The 17,391-nt window shown below is 63.6% G+C and carries 18 protein-coding genes and 1 pseudogene; 8 read left to right on the top strand and 11 right to left on the bottom strand.

Translation table 11 applies throughout. From position 1 onward, the window contains the following. The first annotated feature begins 273 nt into the window (after positions 1–273). Positions 274–720 (top strand): OmpA family protein, encoded by a 447-nt coding sequence (locus JL474_RS12030; RefSeq protein ID WP_123634628.1) that lies wholly within the window; start codon positions 274–276, stop codon positions 718–720. A gap of 122 nt (positions 721–842) precedes the next feature. Continuing rightward, the gene (locus JL474_RS12025) at positions 843–1,253 is read left to right on the top strand and encodes a copper resistance protein NlpE (RefSeq protein WP_203142243.1); all 411 of its coding nucleotides are present in this window, start codon (positions 843–845) and stop codon (positions 1,251–1,253) included. A gap of 10 nt (positions 1,254–1,263) precedes the next feature. On the opposite strand, the gene JL474_RS12020 is transcribed toward JL474_RS12025, so the two are convergent. From JL474_RS12020 to JL474_RS11995, 6 genes are all read right to left on the bottom strand, one after another. Then, entirely contained in the window at positions 1,264–1,665 is a 402-nt protein-coding gene (locus JL474_RS12020) for an MAPEG family protein (RefSeq protein ID WP_123634626.1), read from the bottom strand. A gap of 67 nt (positions 1,666–1,732) precedes the next feature. Then, complete coding sequence (locus JL474_RS12015) at positions 1,733–1,975, bottom strand: GlsB/YeaQ/YmgE family stress response membrane protein (RefSeq protein WP_123634625.1); 243 nt, start codon at positions 1,973–1,975, stop codon at positions 1,733–1,735. A gap of 133 nt (positions 1,976–2,108) precedes the next feature. Next, positions 2,109–2,825, bottom strand: coding sequence for a lysophospholipid acyltransferase family protein (locus JL474_RS12010; protein WP_203142242.1), 717 nt, complete (start codon positions 2,823–2,825; stop codon positions 2,109–2,111). Positions 2,826–2,933: 108 nt separating this feature from the next. Beyond that, positions 2,934–3,224, bottom strand: a complete 291-nt coding sequence (locus JL474_RS12005; RefSeq protein WP_123634623.1) for a DUF6316 family protein — start codon at positions 3,222–3,224, stop codon at positions 2,934–2,936. Positions 3,225–3,286: 62 nt separating this feature from the next. After that, on the bottom strand, positions 3,287–3,946 hold the full coding sequence (locus JL474_RS12000; RefSeq protein WP_203142241.1) for a class GN sortase: 660 nt from the start codon (positions 3,944–3,946) through the stop codon (positions 3,287–3,289). Further along, entirely contained in the window at positions 3,943–6,054 is a 2,112-nt protein-coding gene (locus JL474_RS11995) for a marine proteobacterial sortase target protein (protein ID WP_328797817.1), read from the bottom strand. The genes JL474_RS12000 and JL474_RS11995 overlap by 4 nt, the downstream gene beginning before the upstream one ends. A gap of 187 nt (positions 6,055–6,241) precedes the next feature. On the opposite strand from JL474_RS11995, the gene pdsR reads away from it, so the two are divergent. From pdsR to JL474_RS11980, 3 genes are all read left to right on the top strand, one after another. Next, positions 6,242–6,943: a proteobacterial dedicated sortase system response regulator gene (gene pdsR, locus JL474_RS11990; protein WP_123634621.1), complete on the top strand. Its 702-nt coding sequence runs from the start codon at positions 6,242–6,244 to the stop codon at positions 6,941–6,943. A 6-nt stretch (positions 6,944–6,949) separates the two neighbouring features. After that, positions 6,950–9,004, top strand: a complete 2,055-nt coding sequence (locus JL474_RS11985; RefSeq protein WP_236012204.1) for an ATP-binding protein — start codon at positions 6,950–6,952, stop codon at positions 9,002–9,004. A gap of 81 nt (positions 9,005–9,085) precedes the next feature. Continuing rightward, the gene (locus tag JL474_RS11980) at positions 9,086–9,529 is read left to right on the top strand and encodes a DUF4124 domain-containing protein (protein WP_203142240.1); all 444 of its coding nucleotides are present in this window, start codon (positions 9,086–9,088) and stop codon (positions 9,527–9,529) included. A 9-nt stretch (positions 9,530–9,538) separates the two neighbouring features. Here JL474_RS11980 and JL474_RS11975 read toward each other — a convergent pair whose 3' ends face one another. Beyond that, positions 9,539–10,258: a spermidine synthase family protein gene (locus tag JL474_RS11975; protein ID WP_203142239.1), complete on the bottom strand. Its 720-nt coding sequence runs from the start codon at positions 10,256–10,258 to the stop codon at positions 9,539–9,541. A gap of 155 nt (positions 10,259–10,413) precedes the next feature. On the opposite strand from JL474_RS11975, the gene JL474_RS11970 reads away from it, so the two are divergent. After that, positions 10,414–11,058 carry a hypothetical protein gene (locus tag JL474_RS11970; RefSeq protein WP_203142238.1) on the top strand — a complete coding sequence of 215 codons (645 nt, stop codon included), beginning with the start codon at positions 10,414–10,416 and terminating at the stop codon, positions 11,056–11,058. Between the two features lie 49 nt (positions 11,059–11,107). Here JL474_RS11970 and JL474_RS11965 read toward each other — a convergent pair. Then, positions 11,108–11,635: pseudogene (locus JL474_RS11965) on the bottom strand (DVUA0089 family protein); the annotation flags it as partial. Between the two features lie 337 nt (positions 11,636–11,972). Between JL474_RS11965 and JL474_RS11960 the strand changes: the two are divergent. Further along, complete coding sequence (locus JL474_RS11960) at positions 11,973–13,280, top strand: DUF3422 family protein (protein WP_203142236.1); 1,308 nt, start codon at positions 11,973–11,975, stop codon at positions 13,278–13,280. On the opposite strand, the gene JL474_RS11955 is transcribed toward JL474_RS11960, so the two are convergent. Further along, positions 13,281–14,249 (bottom strand): threonine ammonia-lyase, encoded by a 969-nt coding sequence (locus JL474_RS11955; protein WP_203142235.1) that lies wholly within the window; start codon positions 14,247–14,249, stop codon positions 13,281–13,283. Positions 14,250–14,303: 54 nt separating this feature from the next. Beyond that, entirely contained in the window at positions 14,304–15,614 is a 1,311-nt protein-coding gene (locus tag JL474_RS11950; protein WP_203142234.1) for an MFS transporter, read from the bottom strand. Between the two features lie 274 nt (positions 15,615–15,888). Between JL474_RS11950 and JL474_RS11945 the strand changes: the two genes are divergently transcribed. Next, positions 15,889–16,293, top strand: a complete 405-nt coding sequence (locus tag JL474_RS11945) for a DUF4332 domain-containing protein (protein ID WP_203142233.1) — start codon at positions 15,889–15,891, stop codon at positions 16,291–16,293. A gap of 33 nt (positions 16,294–16,326) precedes the next feature. Here JL474_RS11945 and JL474_RS11940 read toward each other — a convergent pair whose 3' ends face one another. Further along, positions 16,327–17,307 carry a right-handed parallel beta-helix repeat-containing protein gene (locus JL474_RS11940; RefSeq protein ID WP_203142232.1) on the bottom strand — a complete coding sequence of 327 codons (981 nt, stop codon included), beginning with the start codon at positions 17,305–17,307 and terminating at the stop codon, positions 16,327–16,329. Between the last annotated feature and the right edge of the window lie 84 nt (positions 17,308–17,391).

The raw sequence follows: 17,391 nt of genomic DNA, 5'->3' as shown, positions 1-17,391 counted from the left end.
CAGCGTTTGTCACACCCCTTTCACACAGTCCGCATTCAATCTGAGGCGGGCCGATGGCGGTTCGCCGCAGGCGCCCTGCTGCTGGGCGTTATCAGCGGCTGCGCCTCCAGCGGCGGACCGGAAAACGAGGCGACCACGGCGACTTCGGCCCAGCCGGCCGTCGCCGACACCCGGCAACACATCGACCAACGGCCAATTGCGACACAGGCAGCAGCCGACAATAGTGAGCCCAAAACGGATGATCGCATCGCCGATGCACCTGAGGAAAAAGATATGACCGTTCTCGTCCTGGACAACCCGGAACTGATGGCCCATGCGGCCCAGGTACAAGCCAGCAACGCACAGGTGAATGCGATGGATGACAGCCCCCGCAAGCCGCACCAGATGAAGTTCTACTTCGGCTTCGACAAGCATCGTCTGTCGGAGGAAGACCAGGCCATCCTGCGCAAGCACGCCGCCTACATGAAGGCCCACCCGGAAGTGACCGTCAGCATCAACGGCCATACCGACAGCCACGGTCCGGAAGAGTACAACGCCTTCCTGTCCCGCCTGCGGGCCAACAGCGCGGCCAAGATCCTCAAGAGCGAAGGCATCGACGAGAGCCGCATCGAGGTGGTCGGCTGGGGCAGTCACAAGCCGCTGACCAACCCGGAAGACAGCGCCGCCAACCGCCGCCTGGATCTGGACTACCACAGTGAGCAGATGGCGAAGGCCCAGTAATCGATTCTCCCTGCCTCCTCTCAATCCGGCGTGTCGCCTGATACGCCGGATTGAACCCGCCCAGCGAACCTGCGATTCTTTCCCCTTTCCTGACCCGCTACCCCTTGCCAAGGAGGCGACCCATGCGCCCAATGACGCTCAGTGCCCTGATGACCGCGGTTCTGCTGACCGGGTGTGCCAGTCAGACACCGGAAACGGAACGCTCACCGTACGGCGTCTGGGAAGGCACCCTGCCCTGCGCGGATTGCCCGGGGATCGAGACCCGCCTGACCCTCTACCGGGAACCGGACACCTACAAACTGACCGAGACCTATCAGGAGCGCAACGGCGATGTCACGGAACGGGAAGGTCAGTGGCAGGTCCTGACGCCCACCGATCCGATGGATCTGGGGCGCATCAGCCTGCAGGGTGACAATGGCAAGGTCGTCCGGATGTACCGGCGGCTTCCGGAAGGGGATCTGGAAATGCTGAACCGCGACGGCGAGCGCATCCAGTCGAAGCTGAACTACACCCTCCGCCGCAAACGGCTCTGAGGATACCGGGTTAGAGGGAAACCTGGACCACGTTAAGCAGCGTCAGTGCCGCCATGACCAGGATCGACAGCCAGGTGAACAGCGTGCCGAACATGCGGCTCAGCGCATAGCCACCGCGACTGCGGATAAAGCCCCAGGCGTGCAGCAAGCGCCCTACGATAAACAGCATGCCGATGGCGTAAACGTAAATCACGTAGACCCCGTTCAGCTCGCCCAACCCCATCAGGATCAGTGTGATCGGGGCGTATTCCACCAGATTGGCGTGGGCACGGATCGCCACCTGGATATCCTTCTGACCACCATCGCCCATACCCACATTGAGCTTGCGACGGAACAGCGACACCCGCAGGGCGAGGAACAGCATCAGGATGGCCGTGATGGCGGCAAAGACGGCGGTAACCGGTACGATCATTCTCCAGGAATCTCCACAACGGCAGTGAGGGAGCCCCGGGACATTCCCGGAGGCTCCATGGCGGCGTTCACGCCTTCTTGATGGCGCTCACGATCCATAACAATACGATGGCACCCACGGTTGCGGTCACCAGCGAGCCGATGGTGCCGTGGGAAGACAGCCCCAACAGACTGAACAGGAAGCCACCGATCAACGAGCCGACAATACCAATGCCGATATTGGCGAGTACGCCAAAACCACGCCCTTTCATGATCAAACCGGCCAGCCATCCGGCGACGCCGCCAATGATCAGAAACAGAATCAGATTCATCGCATCACTCCCTTTCGCCACTCTGAAGCCGGACACCGTGGCCCGGCTGCACCTTGCCGCCCCATGCGACAATCCCCCACATACCGAAGGAAAAGCGCTGCGAAGTCAAGCAGTCACGACGAAGGTAAAGACCTCACGCCCATTCCCCGGTTCCCATCTCGTGGATGGCCTGGCTCATCTCTCGATGGCAACGGGCCATCAGCTCGGGAACATCGTCGGAGGACAGGTCGCGGGTTTCGACGGGCGGCAGCACCCGTAACCGCACCGGGCGGCGTCGGCCGAGCCGTCCCCGGGCTTCCGAGCGGTAAGCCTCGGCACAGACCATGGTGATGGGCGTATTGGCGGCGATGGCCGCGTAGAAGGCCCCTTTCTTGAACGGCTGCAGGTTTTCACCGTGGCTGCGTGTGCCTTCGGGAAAGATCCACAGGCTCTTGCGTTCCCGGGTCATCGCCTCCGCCGTGGTCTGGATCACGGCGACAGCGCGGCTGGAGCGCTTGCGGTCGATCAGGACATTGCCGCCCAGCCAGAACACCTGCCCGAAGAAGGGAATCCAGCGCAGGGACGCCTTACCGATCGCCACGGTGCGCGGCGGCAGCAGATCGCCCATCAGGAACAGGTCGTCGTTGTGCTGGTGGTTGGCAATGATCACGGTCGGCCGGTTCAGGGGCATGTTGTCGTAACCATCCAGAGGGCGCTCCAGCCCCAGCAGACAGCGGCCGGTGTGGGCGATCGCCCAGCCCAGGATACGGGTGTTATCGGGATTGAAAGGCCGCGCCAGGCAAAGAAACAGGCCCAGCAGGCAGAGGACAGGCACCGACAGCCACGCCAGCAGTGCTCGTAAAAAACGCATCGGGACAGACTCCACAGCTCACCAAACGGCGCACACCTGTGCGCCGGACCGCATAGGATATCGATCCGGGTCGTTTATTGGAACCGTGATAAACAGGCCAGTAGCCCGTCAGGACAGGAGTCGGGCCATTTCCCGGCACTGCTGACAATGGGCGGCGGTGCAGGTTTCATAGTCGTGCAGCACGACGCCGTAGCTGTAATCCACGGAAGCCCCCCGGCGATGGGCGTCCACATCCTCGATGTAGGCCTTCACCGATTGCTCCGCCTGTTCGAAAGACTCGAAAGGCCCCAGCGTGGTTTTTTCCCGCGTCGTGAAATACCAACGCCGCCCTGCCGCGAAATAGCGGCTTGACCGGGGCGGCAATGGCCCGTGCTCTCCTTGCCGTTTCTGCAGGAACATGACACTGTCTCCGATTAGTGTGCATCAAATGTGCGCCGGAATCTGACTTTTGTCAAACAATGTCAAAGTCCTACGTTGGCAGAGGTCAATAGATCACTTCCGGGCGGGTTCGTTGCCTGCTTTTGGGCCGGCCTGACGGCGATCTGGCTGTCTGTTTTCAACCCCTCCAGATCCTCAGCTTCAATGACATAACGCAGCGGTCCGTGGGGATCGAGTGCGTCGAATGGGTAGCAAGTCACCAGGATCAGCCGATTGGTGCCGTCCGGCCGGTAATCCAGGCGTGACTGCCGGGAATCCACCACCCGTTCGTTCACCACCTGATAGCGATGCCAATCGCCGTCGAGGCCCTGCAGCGCCAACCGATCTCCCACCCGGATTTCCTGCAGCACACTGAAATGGGTATCGCGGTGGCCGGCCAGAATCACAGTGCCGGCATGGCCTGGCAGCGCCGAAGCGGTGACGTGGCCCGGCCCGAAGGCCAGGCTTTCGCCGCTGGTGCCCGCCAGCACCACCATGGGGTCGTTCCCATCCGGCAACCGCAGCCGTCCCACGGGCCAGGTATCCGCCCAGGGCCAGGGACGGTTGCGGGCCTGTTCGGCCTGGCTCTGGGCCCAGGCCATGTTGAGCAGCTCCTGGGCCAGCTGCGCTTTCAGGGGAATCCAAAGGCCGGCCACCAGGGTGATGGCGGCGGCGACGGTCAGCGTCATCAGCGCGCGCATCATCCGAAGACCCTCCGCCGGGCCAGGAACACGCCAAACGCCGGCATCAGGCCCGCCAGGCCGATCAGGATCAGCAGCGACGAGGGCGTGGCGGTTTGCGGGTAGCGCAGCATGCCCGGAGTGCTGCCCGCCGGCAGCAGGGTCGGAACCGACTCCGCTTTGAGCTTGTCTTCCCGGGTCCGGACCGGTGTCTGATCCACGGCCACGAAACTGGTATAGGGCGTCACCAGACCGTGGGCGAGCGCCAGCGGCGTGACTTCGGCACGGATATCCGCTTCGGAGGCTCCGTAGATGCGCTGGTCACTGATCTGGTCGATCTGCTGACGCGCCCAGTAGCGATGCAGGCCCTGGCCGGGTGCCGCAGCGTCCAGATTCAGGGCGCGTTGCCAGGGCGTGCCGTCCGGCAACTCGCCGCTCAGCCTGAGTTCACCGGCCGGCGCCTGACCACGGGCCACCAGTACCAAGGGCTCCCCCTGGAACAGATCGCCGGGACGTTCGGGAAACGCCGTCGGCTGGTCCGGCCAGCTCGCCGAGAGATGGCCCAGCACCGGAGCGGCCATGCGATCCAGCAGGCTCCCCAACTGGCTGCCGATTTCAGCGCCACTGCCCACCGCGGTGAACGTCCCCCGGCCGAAGCGGGCCGCCTCGCGCATAAAGTGCATATTGGGGGCCGAACCGATGCCCACGGTGAACAGTCGAGTGCCGCCCAACTGGTCGTGAATCTGCTGGAACAGCGCCTGCTCGTTACCGACGGCACCGTCGGTCATGAACAGCACCTGACGTACCTGGGTGGACGGTTTTTCACTGGCGGGCCCCTGCTGGCGCAAGGCCCGGTCCAGGGCCGGTGACATTTCCGTTCCGCCGTTGGCCGACAGGTTGGCCGCATACTGACGCGCCGCCCGCAGTGAGTCAGCACTCACATCGCGAGCGCTGCCGAACAGGGCCGACGTGGTGCTGTTGAACTGGATGATGTTGAAGCGGTCCCCGGGTTTCAGTGTTTCCAGCCCGGCCAGCAGGGCCTCACGCGCCTGGCGGATGGATTCACCCGCCATGGAGCCGGAAGTGTCCACCACAAAGATCAGCTCCCGCGATAACGACTGTCCGCCGTTCAGGCCGGGGACGACCATCGCCAACAGATAGTCTTCGCCGTCGTACTGTTCGTGGAAGACGGCCGCGGAAGGCGTCTGCTCCCGCTTCGGGCGCCAACGCACCACCACGTCCCGGTCCATGGTGACGCCGTCGCCCTTGGGGCTCACCTCCACCTGCTGGCCGCGCCAGACCGAATCCAGCGCGTGACTGGGGCTGACCACCTGCTCGATCGGCAGGCCGGCGTTCAGGGTCAGGTGCACCTGGGCCCGATGACTCCCCGCCGGCACATCGCCGGGAGTGACGGTGTAGGGACTGATGGCGTCGGCATCCGGCACCTCGGTGGTGGGCACCGCCCAGCCCTGTTGCCAGGCGACCGGTTTGGGATCATCCACCAGCGGTTCGCCCGGCATGTAACGGGGCGTCAGGGTGGTGGGCAGGCGCAGGCTGAATTCGCCATCCCGGTAGGTCACCCGCTGCTGGTAGCGCAGTTCCACGGTGACCGTTTCGCCCGGCGGGATATTGGCCACGCGCGTGGTGAACAGGTTGGGCCGTTGCTGTTCCACCTGGGCGGCCTGCTTGCCTTCGGACTTGGCCTTTTCGTAGGTCTTGCGGGCGTCCTCCCGGGTCTTGATCTCGCCCACGATGACCCGCTCACCGATATGCAGGCGCATGGCGTACACGCTGGCCTTCTCCGGCAGGGGGAAGACATAGGTACCCTCGCGCCAGTCGTCGCTGGTGTTGCGGAAGGTCTGTTTGAGGCGGGTATCGGCCAGTAATGCGCTGACGTTGACGCGGTAATCGGTGTTCAGCGCCAGCGCCGTTTCGATTTGCCCTGACGGCGTCATCAGGCGCAGTTCGCCGGTACCGGGCGACTCACTCGCCCGCGCAGCCGCCGATTGCAGGACGAAAAACAACGCCACCGCCAGCCACAGACTGATGCCTTCCATCACCCGCAATAAACGGGGCCGGGAGGTCGTTTTCGAGCGCAGGCCACAGGGCCGAGACAGGGTCAGGTTTTGCACAGCATGTCCTCTTTGCCATTCGATTTTTGGCTATTACACCGTCCGGGAAAGGCAAAGCCGTGGGAGAACCTGTCGGGATTGCGGGTCAATCGTGATCAATTGTGGCAAATGGACCGTCAATGCTTGCGAGGGGCCCCCGGCATGTTTAAATAGCCGTCAGTCTTTAGGGAAGCTGTGAGCCGGATGTATGAAACGCCATATCGTGCTAGTCGAGGACGAACCCGCGATCCGGGAAAATTACCGGGACGCCCTGCAACGACGGGGGTACGAGGTGACGGTCTACGCCGGCCGCCCGGAAGCCCTGGAGGGTCTGAAAGGCCCGCTGCCCGACCTGGCCATCATCGACGTGGGCCTGGGTGAAGAAATCGAGGGCGGTTTCGACCTCTGCCAGGCCCTGCGCCAGCGTTCGGCGCTGCTGCCCATCATTTTCCTGACCGCCCGCGACAGCGACGCGGACTCGGTTGCCGGCCTGCGCCTGGGCGCGGACGACTACGTCACCAAGGACATGAGCCTGGACCATCTGTTCGCCCGTATCGCCGCCTTGCTGCGTCGGGCGGACGCCTGGTCCCAGAGCAGCCAGCAGGCCGATGAGAAACTGCAACGGGGCCGCCTGGCGCTGAATGTCGATCGCATGACCGCGGAATGGGACGGCCAGGCCGTGGAGCTGACCGTCACCGAATTCTGGATGCTGCACTCGCTGGTCCAGCACCCGGGCCACGTTCGCAGCCGCACCCAACTGATGGAGGCGGCCAACACCGTCCTCGACGACAACACGGTGACCTCCCACATCAAACGCATCCGGCGCAAATTCCAGCAGACCGATCCGGCGTTCGACGCCGTGCAGACGGCCTACGGCTTCGGCTACCGCTGGAACGCCCATGAATCCTGAGTCTGCATGGTCCGCCTGACCCTCAAACGCCAGCTGCTGATCGCCTGCCTGCTGGTGTTGCTGATTCCCTGGGCGGGCCTGCAGTTCGTGCTGGAGCTCGACTCGGCGCTGCGTGCCCAGGCCACCGAGCAGCTGGCCCGGCAGTCCGCCCGGCTGCAGCACCTGATCGAGAACGACCGCGCCAGCCTCAACGTCCTGCCCGCCCCGGACCAACGGCTGCTGTACGCCCAACCGTTGACCCGGCACCTGTTCATCGACGGTTACGGCGACGACTGGCCCAGTTGGGACGAGGACACGGATTCCGCCTACGCCAGCCCGATCTCGGCAGACGATCCGGTGCAGTGGCGCGCGGCCGTGGACGGCCAGTCCCTGTATCTGCTGATCCGCGTACGCCAGGCGCCGGGCCGCTATTTCGATCCGGGTGATCCCGAGGCGCCACACGCTCACCTGCGCCTCTACCTCAACGACAACGGCCACGCCATCACCCGGGAAATCCGCACGCCGGCGCCCGGCCCGGTGGTGGGCGCCGCACCCGGTGGCGGCCCCGGCGACTACCGGGTCACCGGCGTCTGGCAGGCCACGGCGCAGGGTTATCAGGTGGAGCTGCGAATGCCCCGCCCCGCCCTGAACAGCGAAATCGGCTTCGAAGTCTGGCACCCGGACCCGAGCCTGAGCGGCGGCTACCGCCTCCTTGGGCATATGGGTTACGACGCCGGCCACCACCTGCCCCACCTGCTGTATCCGCTGACCGTTCTGGGCGGCGAGATCCAGCCATTGCTGGGCTCGGGCCAGCGGGTGCTCTTGCTGCACGACAAGGGCTGGGTCCTGGTGGACAGCCACGGACCGCTGCAGGAAGACACTACGGATTTCGACAGCCTGGGGCCGGGGCAGATCGTCGAACAGATCGCCCTCAATGGCCTGCGCGCCCTGCTGCGTCGCTTCCAACCCGATCCGGCACCGCTTCCGGAGGCGTCGCCACGTTACGCGGTGCCCACCATCCCCGAGCAGGGACTGGTGCGTCACGGTGACGAAGAGTCTGCACTGGTGTATCGACGCACCCTGACGACACCGTCCGGCGCGCCGGTCACGCTGGTGCTCGAACAATCGCTGAAGGACATCCTGGCCCTGTCCGGCGATACGCTGGGCCGGGTGATCGTCCGCAGCGTGCTGTTCGTGGGTCTGCTGGTGCTGACGCTGCTTGGCTACGCCAGTTGGCTGTCCTGGCGGATCACGCGGCTGCAACGCAGCGTGGCGGCGACGGTGGACGCCGATGGACGCCTGCTCAAGCGGATTCCGGAGAGCCGTGCCGGCGATGAACTGGGAGAACTGTCCCGCCAGTTCAGCCGGCTGATCGACAACCTGCACGGCTATACGGACTATCTCGAGAGTTTTGCCCGTCGCCTGTCCCACGAGCTGAAAACACCGGTGGCGGTGGTGCGCTCGTCGCTGGAAAACCTGCGCCACGATAACCCGGAGGTGGCCAACTCGCCCTACATCGACCGGGCTAACCAGGCCACCGACCGCCTCAGCCAGATCCTGCAGGGCATGAGCGAGGCCGCGCGGCTGGAAAAGAGTTTCGAGCAGGCCGAGCGGGAATCCTTCGACCTGGCCGACGTGGCCGCCCAGGCCACCGCGGCCTACCAGAGCCTGGATCCGGACCACACGATTCGTTACGAGGGACCGACATCGGGCTGTCCGTTTGAGGGCTCACCGGAACTGCTGGTCCAGTTGCTGGACAAGCTGGTGGACAATGCCCGGGATTTCACCCCGACCGGCGGCCTGATCGAAGTGCGGCTGGAGGATCGGGACGCGGTCTGGCACCTGCAGGTGTTCAATGCGGGAGCGCCGCTGCCCGCTCACCTGACCAGCGAAATCTTCAGCCCGTTTGTCTCCCTGCGCGAAGGCCAACAGGATGGCCACCTGGGCCAGGGGCTGCAGATCGTGCGGCTGATTACCGACTACCACGGCGGGCACATCAGCGCCCGCAACGTCAGCGATCCCGACGGTGTGGTGTTCGACCTGCTCCTGCCGCGTCACCGGCCCCATCCACCCCAGAGCTGACGGGCAGCCATCGGTCCTTTCTGGTAGGCTGATGCGTTAAGAGAACAACCAACGCCCACGGATCGGGCAGGAGAACGCAGGATGCGCACGTCCCTACTGATACTCATGCTCGGCATGGGTGTCTGTCCGGCGGTGTCCGCCGCCATCTATCAATGTCAGGGTCCCAACGGCCAGGTGATCTTTTCCGACTCGGCTTGCTCGAAGCATGCAAAAGAGGTCGAGGTCCATCCGGTGACCACCGGCGGTCGACTGGATACCGGCACCGACGTCGACGTCTGGCAACCCGCCCACCACGCCAGCCGCAAGACATCAACCGATGGCTGCGATCTCGGTTACATCCAGTCAACGCAGCTGCGCACCTGGCGAGCGCGGCGGCAAGTCAAGACGGGCATGAGCGCTCAACAACTCAATTACGTGCTGGGGGATCCAGACCACAAGGAAGGCCAGTGGTGGGTCTACGAGCGCCGCGGCAAGGAAACCGGGCGCTACAGGGTGCGCGGTGGCTGCCTGGTGAGCTGGCGCTGAACCGATCGCTCAGGCCGGCTGGCGGGCCAGGTAGACGGTGTTCGACGATTCGCCGTTCTGGAACGGATTGAAGAAGCTGACGACCTTCGCCTCGACACCCGTGAAGACGGCCCCCAGATCCGCCATGAAGGCGTCTGCCGGCGGCTCATTGGACCAGACCGCGAAAATGCCACCCGGCTTGAGCTGCCGGCTCATCAGGCGCAGGCTGTCCGGCTGGTAGAAGCTGGCGTTGCCCTCGTCCAGGAAATCGCTCGGGGAATGGTCGATGTCCAGCAGGATGGCGTCGAACTGGCGCCCGGGTTGCGACGGATCAAACCCACCCTCGACGGCCAGGTCGAAGAAACTGCCGTTCACGAAGCGGCAGCGATCGTCCCGGTTGAACACGGCGCCCAGCGGGACTTTTTCCTGCTGGTGCCAGCGGATGACCGGTTCCAGCATTTCCACCACCAGCAGCTCACCCACGCGCTTGTCGCGCAGCGCGGCGTCGGCGGTATAACCCAGCCCCAGACCGCCCACAACCACTGCAAAGTCATCGCCGGTCAACGCACCCAGGCCCAGGTCCGCCAGCGCCATTTCGGCGTCCACGAACATGCTGGACATGAGGAATTCCTCGCCCAGTTTCACTTCGTAGATATCGCGGTCGCCCAACGCCGGAATGCGTCGCCGCCGGAGTGTGATCTCGCCGATGTCGGACGGCTGGCTATCAATCTCTTCGAAGAGTACGCCCATCTCGATGTCCCCGTTAAATAGCCGTACAGACTATCATTCGTAGACCAGGAAAGCCCTTCGGCCGGCCTTGCTTGTCGTCGAATCGATGAAAGTTCATGCTGGACGGTTTCGAAGGCAACGCCCGCGCGGGGCCCATCAGGACAAGGAGAGCGTCTTTGATTGACTGGCTCAACCAACACAGTGGCGTATTACAGGTCATCACCAGCGTCTGCACGCTGGCCATCTGGCTGTTCTACGCGCAACTCCTCTACACAACCTACCGGCGGGATACCCGGCCGCGCCTGCTGATCAACAAGGGCGTGGGCAAGGACGACCTGGATTCCCCCTGCCTGATCTGCAACATGAGCAAGGAGCCCATCTTCATCCAGTGCCTGGTGGTGGAGCTGGAAACGTCGGAAGGGGTTTTCTGCACCACCGCCACCGACCCGGACGAAAGCCTGGACGATGACGAGAACCGCAAACCCGTCCGCGAACGCACGCGGCAGGGGCCGCTGCACAGTGGCGCCTGTATCGAGGTGAAGAGTTTCCGGGAGTTGATCGAGCGGGCTGCGGTTGCCGGCGGTGTCCAGGTGGATGACGGCTTACCCCGGGACCGGGAGGTGGACTTCCTGTCACTGCGGCTGACCATCATCTCCATCTACGGACCGGAAGACCACCCGTTCGGTGCGGCACGGACCTTCAGCCTGGACTGCAGCGATGTGCAATGCCCACAGATCCAGCCGATGTCACTGGATACCGAGCGCCTGACCTCGCGCAAGGACAAGCGACAGGTCGAGCAGTGGCTTTGGGAGTATATCTAGGAAGATGCTCTGAGCGAGCTGGCGTTCTGTCACGCCAGCTCGCAGGGACTCAACCGCGACGGGCGCGACGCAGTCCCAGGCCCAGCAGACCCAGCCCCAACAGGGCGACGGAGGACGGCTCGGGGACGGACGCCGCATCGTCCGGGTTGGAAGCGCTGTCGACGCCGTCCAGCCAAAGGCTCCAGTTCGGCCCCATGCCCTCGTGACTGGCGGGCTGATCCCATTCGGCCAGGGGAATCGGATCCAGGCCGTCGTATGCGAACCCGTCGGACAGCATGTTGCCTTGCGCCGCGTTGTTAAAGGTGGCGATGGTAAAGATGTAATTCCCCGCCGCCAGGCTGCTCAGTGAAAACCCTGAGTCATAACGGGTCTGGGTCGACGGGTTGATGCCACTGTTGTCGTCGTTTTCATCAATCAGTGATCCGTCTGCATTCCAGAGGGCCGTGATCGGATCAAAGTTGGTCCCATCCTGATACGAATCCGTCCAGATACGCACGTTGTCCGCGTCGTTATCCAGGGTGAAGTAGGTGTAGACGACATCGTTGTGGTACTCGATGTTACCGGTGAAGTGAATCGTTGCGGCGCCGGCATTCGCCGCCATCAGGCATCCAGCCAACAACACTGCTCCCGTCTTCATAACAACTCCTTATCGTTAGAATCCTGTCCATATCCATGGGCCCATCCGGGCCGACGCCGACAGCAGCAATATGCGATCCACAAACGGAATTCATGCCCTAAATCAGTCGCTTTAGGTGAAAAAATCACTGGTTATTCAGAAGCATGAACAAGGTGTGTGAATTTTTTCGACACATATTCATGATGATCAACCTCCTCCCATCGTCGCCTTCCCGGTAACACCGCTTTGGCCTATGGTCATCACAGGACCGTCATAAAACCCGTTGAGGAACATTGCCTTGCACCCGTCACTTGGCCGTCTCGATTTGCACCCGCTGCGCGATGAGCTCTACAACGAGCTGCATTCACGGCCGTTCCAGGTGTTGTCCTGTCCGGCCCGGGTAACTCATATCGCGCTGTTAACCACACCGGGCCAGCGTCGCGAACAGTTCCGACACCTGCAGCACCTGCACCGCCTGTTGGGGTTCGAGGCGCCCGTCCATGAAGTCAGCTGCTACGAGAAGGACTTCGGCACCCTGCGCATCCGGCGGGAAATGCACCTTGAATTTGCCTCCTACACCTTCACCAGTCGGGCCGATCCCGAGGCCGATCCGTTTACGTCGACCGGCATCACCCATCTGCCCAAAGGCTGGCTGGAACAATTACAGGGAACCGTTGTTGCGGCGTTTCACCTGGACGTGCAGCAGGTGGCCGGCGGCCCGGACGTCGACCTGGCGCGGGTGCGGCCCTGGTTTGAAGAGCTGCGCCTGGTGGGCAGCAGCCCGCAGGAAGGTGCGGCCCGGATCTGGGGGACGTTCCGGCTGCACAGCGATGGCTTCGGCCGTTTCATGATCCTCAACCACCACATGTCCGACAGCCAGTTGGGGCGGCTGACCCAACGGGTCATGGAAATCGAGACTTATCGGCTGATGGCGCTTCTGGCGCTGCCCCTGGCCCGGGACATATCGCCCGGCCTGGCGGATATGGATCAGACCCTGGCGGCCATCACCCAGACACTGGCCGACAACGCGGACGTGGACGAACCGGCGATTCTGGCCCGACTGACCGACATCGCCGCCCGCATCGAGGCCTTCCGCGCCCGCTCCACGTTCCGGTTTACGGCAACACGGGCCTATCACCAGTTGGTGCTGTCCCGACTCGCAGCCCTGCGGGAAGACGAGTTGAGCGGCCACCTGACCCTCACCGAATTCATGACGCGGCGCCTGACCCCGGCGGTGGAAACCTGCCAGTCCGTGGGCGACCGGTTGGAGGATCTGTCTCGTCGTGTCGATCGGGCGTCGGAGATGATGCGGACCCGGGTCGAGCTGGCCATCCAGAGCCAGAACCAGGAACTGCTGAGCTCCATGGACCGGCGTTCGAAAATCCAGTTGATGATGCAGCACACGGTGGAAGGGCTGTCGGTGGTGGCAATCAGCTACTACCTGATCGGCCTGTTGAAGCTGGGCCTGGATGCGGCCCACGACAACGGCTGGACGTTCAACAAATCGCTGGTGCTGGGAATCGCCATACCGGTTGTACTGGGCGGTGTCTTCCTGGGGGTTCGACGGATCCATCACCGTTTCCTGAAGATGGCCCGTCAGCAGTGATCAGTCATCCAGGCAGCGCTCGACCTGCTCCAGGTCCAGATTCGCGCCGGTCAGCACCAGCACGGTATCGCCGTCGACCGACGGCAGACGATGCTCGATCAACGCCGCCAGGCCAACGGCGGCCCCCGGCTCCACCATCAGGTGGCCGCAGGAGAGCAGGTATCGCGTCGCCTGCCGGATCGACGCCTCGCTGACCGTCAGGATGTCATCCACCACTCGCCGGCTCACGGCGTAGGTGTTTTCGCCCACCACCGCCGGCGCCAGGCTGGCCGCCCAGGTGTCGACCTGATCCAGTGCGGCGGCGGCATCCTGGCAATCCCAGGCATGGCGCATGGTCGGCGCACCCGCCGGCTCCACACCGATCAACTCAAGCTCTGGCCGGGCCGCTTTCAACGCCAAACCCAGCCCGGAAATCAGGCCGCCGCCACCAATCGGGCACAGCACACGCCGCATGTCCGGGCACTGACGCAGCAGCTCCAGACCCACGGTGCCCTGCCCGGCCATCACACGCGGATCGTTATAGGGGTGGACCAGCGTCAGCCCGGACTCGTCGCGCAGGCGATGGCAATGAGACACCGCCTCCTGGATCGTGCCCTGGACAATCACCGTCGCCCCCAGCGATTCCGTACCGCGGACTTTCAGCGGGCTGGAGCCTTCGGGCATCACCACCGTCACAGGTACCTCACGCTTCGCCGCGGCCCAGGCCAGTGCGAGAGCGTGGTTGCCGGCGGAGACCGTCACCAGCCCCCGTCGCAACTCTTCCGGTTCGGCCGTTAGAACCCAGTTGAGGGCGCCGCGAGCCTTGAAGCTGCCGGTTCGCTGCAGGGTTTCCAGTTTGAGGTGGAGCGGCACGCCCATCATGGCGTCCAGGTCGGGCACCCGGAGCAGGGGCGTTTCGGACAGGTAAGGCCGGATACGGGCCTCGGCATCGTGGATGGCCTGCGCATCCGGTATCGGGGTCTGAGTCATGTGGGCCCTCCGGAATCGTGCACACCTCCAGAGTGAACGCTCGGCAGGCGGGTATCAAGCCGCCGCTTCCGCCTTCACGCGGTCGGCCGGCGGGACGGTCAGCATCAGCAGGAAACCGATCAGCAGGAAAGCCAGGATCGTCGCCATACCCCAGCGTTGACTGCCCGTTGCAGCGGTCACCGCGCCTACCAGCAGCGGCCCGGCGAACGCCGTCGCCTTGCCGGAGAAGGCAAACAGGCCAAACATTTCCGTCTGCAGATGTTCCGGCGCGATGCGCGCCAGGAACGAGCGGCTGGCGGATTGCAGCGGCCCCACAAAAATCCCCAGAATCATCCCCCAGGTCCAGAAGCCGGCCACGGACTCCACCACCAGGATCGCCAGCGCGCTGGCCCCCAGGCCCACCAGGGACAGCAGCACGGTGTTGCGCCCGCCAATGGCATCGTCGACCCAGGCAAAGCCCACGGCGCCCAGCCCGGCCGTGATGTTCAGGGCGATGGCGAACTGCAGCACCTGGGTCTGCTCCATCCCGAAGGTGCCCGCGGCATAGACGCCGCCAAACGTGAAGACCGTCGCCAGGCCGTCGGTATAGATCATGCGCGCGATCAGAAAGCGCAGGATGTGCCGGTACTGGCGCACGTGCCGGATGGACTCGGCAATCTGGCGCAGCCCCCCGCGCACGGCCTGACCCGCCGGTATTCCGGTCGGCGGACGATCCGGTGTGAGGAAGAAAATGGGCAGTGAAAACACCAGATACCAGATCGCGACCAACACGAACGTAGCCCGGACCGGCTCCGCCTGCGCTGCATCCAGCCCCAGCCAGGCCCCTTCCGGCTCGATGAAGGCGTAAAGGGCCACCACCAGACTGAGCACGCCGCCCACATAACCCAGGCCCCAGCCCCAACCGGACCAGCGCCCGACATGATCCGGCGGCGCCAGTTCGGGCAGCATGGCGTTGTAGAAGATAAAGGCAAACTCGGCGCCGAGGACACCCAGGCCCACCCAGATCGCCGCCGGCCAGAACTGATCGGCACTCGGAGTGATGAACCAGAGCATACCGCTGGCGAACACACACAGCAGGGTAAACGTCACCAGCCAGGGTTTGAGACGGCCGGACTGGTCCGCTATGGCCCCGAGAATCGGCGCCAGGACCGCTATAAACAGGCCGGAAATCCCTATGATGTTGCCCCATGCCTCGGTGCCGGCCACATCGTCCTGAACCACGGACTGACTGAAATAACGGGCAAACACGAAGGTGAGGATAATGGTAAAGAAGGCGCTGTTGGCCCAATCGTAGAAGGCCCAGGACCAGAGGGCGCGCCGACTCCCGGCGGTGGGTACTGCAGTCGGACTGGCTTCGGATGGCATCGCAATTCCCTGGCGGTGCGTCGATTATCAAAAGGTTTTCAGGAGATTAGCACTGGCCGATACCCCCGGCCAGTTACCGTCTGGTTACGGCGTGATCACGGCCTTTCACTTTGGCTGGCGTCGGCTAAATTTAAAATGCGGTATTAGGCCAGATGGGACACTTGGCTTCGCGGTCACTCGGCTGCCTGGTGGACGCCCCGTCGCGGATACCCGCCCGTTGCAGCCGGTTTGCGGACTGTCAGAACAGTCCAGCGACTGCTACGGGAGCAATACCATGAGCAAACTTTCCGAAATCGAGGGCATCGGCGAGACCTACGCCGGCAAGCTGGAACGGGTCGATATCCATTCCCTGGCCGATCTGCTGAAGACCTGCGGCGATCCCAAGGGGCGCCGGGCCACCGCCGAGCAAACCGGCATCAGCGAAAAACTTATCCTGGGCTGGGTGAACCGGGCGGACCTGGCGCGGATCAACGGCATCAGCACCCAGTATGCCGACCTTCTCGAATACGCCGGTGTCGATACCGTCCCGGAACTGGCCCAGCGAAAGGCCGACAACCTGCACGCCAAAATGGCCGAGGTGAACGAAGAACGGAATCTGGTCCGCCAACTGCCCGGAATGAGTCAGGTGGAAGACTGGATTAAACAGGCCAAGGCGCTACCGCGGGCCGTCCACCACTGAACACGTGTCGAGCCGGAGTCTGGAGCTGTTGGACTACCGGGCCCCGGCTTCCTTTTGACTGACCGTTTCCACCGCCTTGCTGCCGTCGTAAGCGAGACAATGCCCGTACTCCTCCCAGGCCGGCTCGTGATTGGGGCTGTCCACAAAGGTATCGCCCCGGGAGACGTTTGGAGGCGATGGGAAATCCAGACAGTTCGCCGCCTTGTCCACCGCCACCTGGTAGCCGAAGCGGTTGTGCTCGAAGCGGTTATCCACAAACGTGTTGTCCCGGCTGAAACTGTTGTCCCAGCACAGCACCGGATCGCGATCGCGAACCGAACAGGTCAGGAACACCCCGGCCCCGGCATTGGTCCGGATCATGTTCTTCTCAAACCGGTTGTGCTCGGCATCCGCCAGATAGAGGCCATGGGAGCCGTTGTTGGCAATCACATTGTTGCGGATCTCACTGCCTTCCATGAATTCCACAGTAATCCCGGCCGCCGTGTTGTTCTCGATGGTGTTGCCGATAATCCGCGTCGGACCGGCCCGGTTGAGGGAGATGCCGTCCCATTCCGCACCACTGACGTGATTGTTTTCCATCAGCACGTCCTTGCTGTGGTATTCCGTCAGCAGGCAGGCGCTGCGGCAGTCATTCAGCTCGAGGTTACGCAGCGTGATCTGCTCACCGCGACGGACAATCAGGCCACTGTTGCTCAGGTATGGCAGGTCCGGCCGGAATTCACTGTCGCTGTGGCCGCCGCCGTGAATGCCCAGGCCTTCGACGATTACCTGACGAATCGGGCGCTGGGGTTCCTGGTGATGGGCATCGCCCAGGACCAGCACTGGACTGGAGACCCCGGAGGCCATCTGCAGGATCGTCTTGTCGGGGCCGGCCCCGCGAAGCGTCAGGTTGTTGCGCTCCAGGACCACCATGTCCTGCAGGTGAAACGTGCCCGCATCGAGACAGACGATTTGGTGACTGCCGTTTTCCGGCAAACCGTCCAGGGCGACCTGGAGATCCTCGCCCGTCGTCACTCTGCGGCTGCACGCATTCCGGCTGTCGGCCCAGGCCATTGAATTCAAGACGAACAGGCCCAGCAGGATCAAAACAAACCGTTG

Origin of the sequence: Marinobacter mangrovi, from assembly GCF_016798325.1 — a bacterium.
Classification (GTDB): Bacteria; Pseudomonadota; Gammaproteobacteria; order Pseudomonadales; family Oleiphilaceae; genus Marinobacter_A; species Marinobacter_A mangrovi.
Note: the sequence above shows the minus strand (reverse complement) of the source record. Positions and strands in the feature narration are given on the sequence as shown.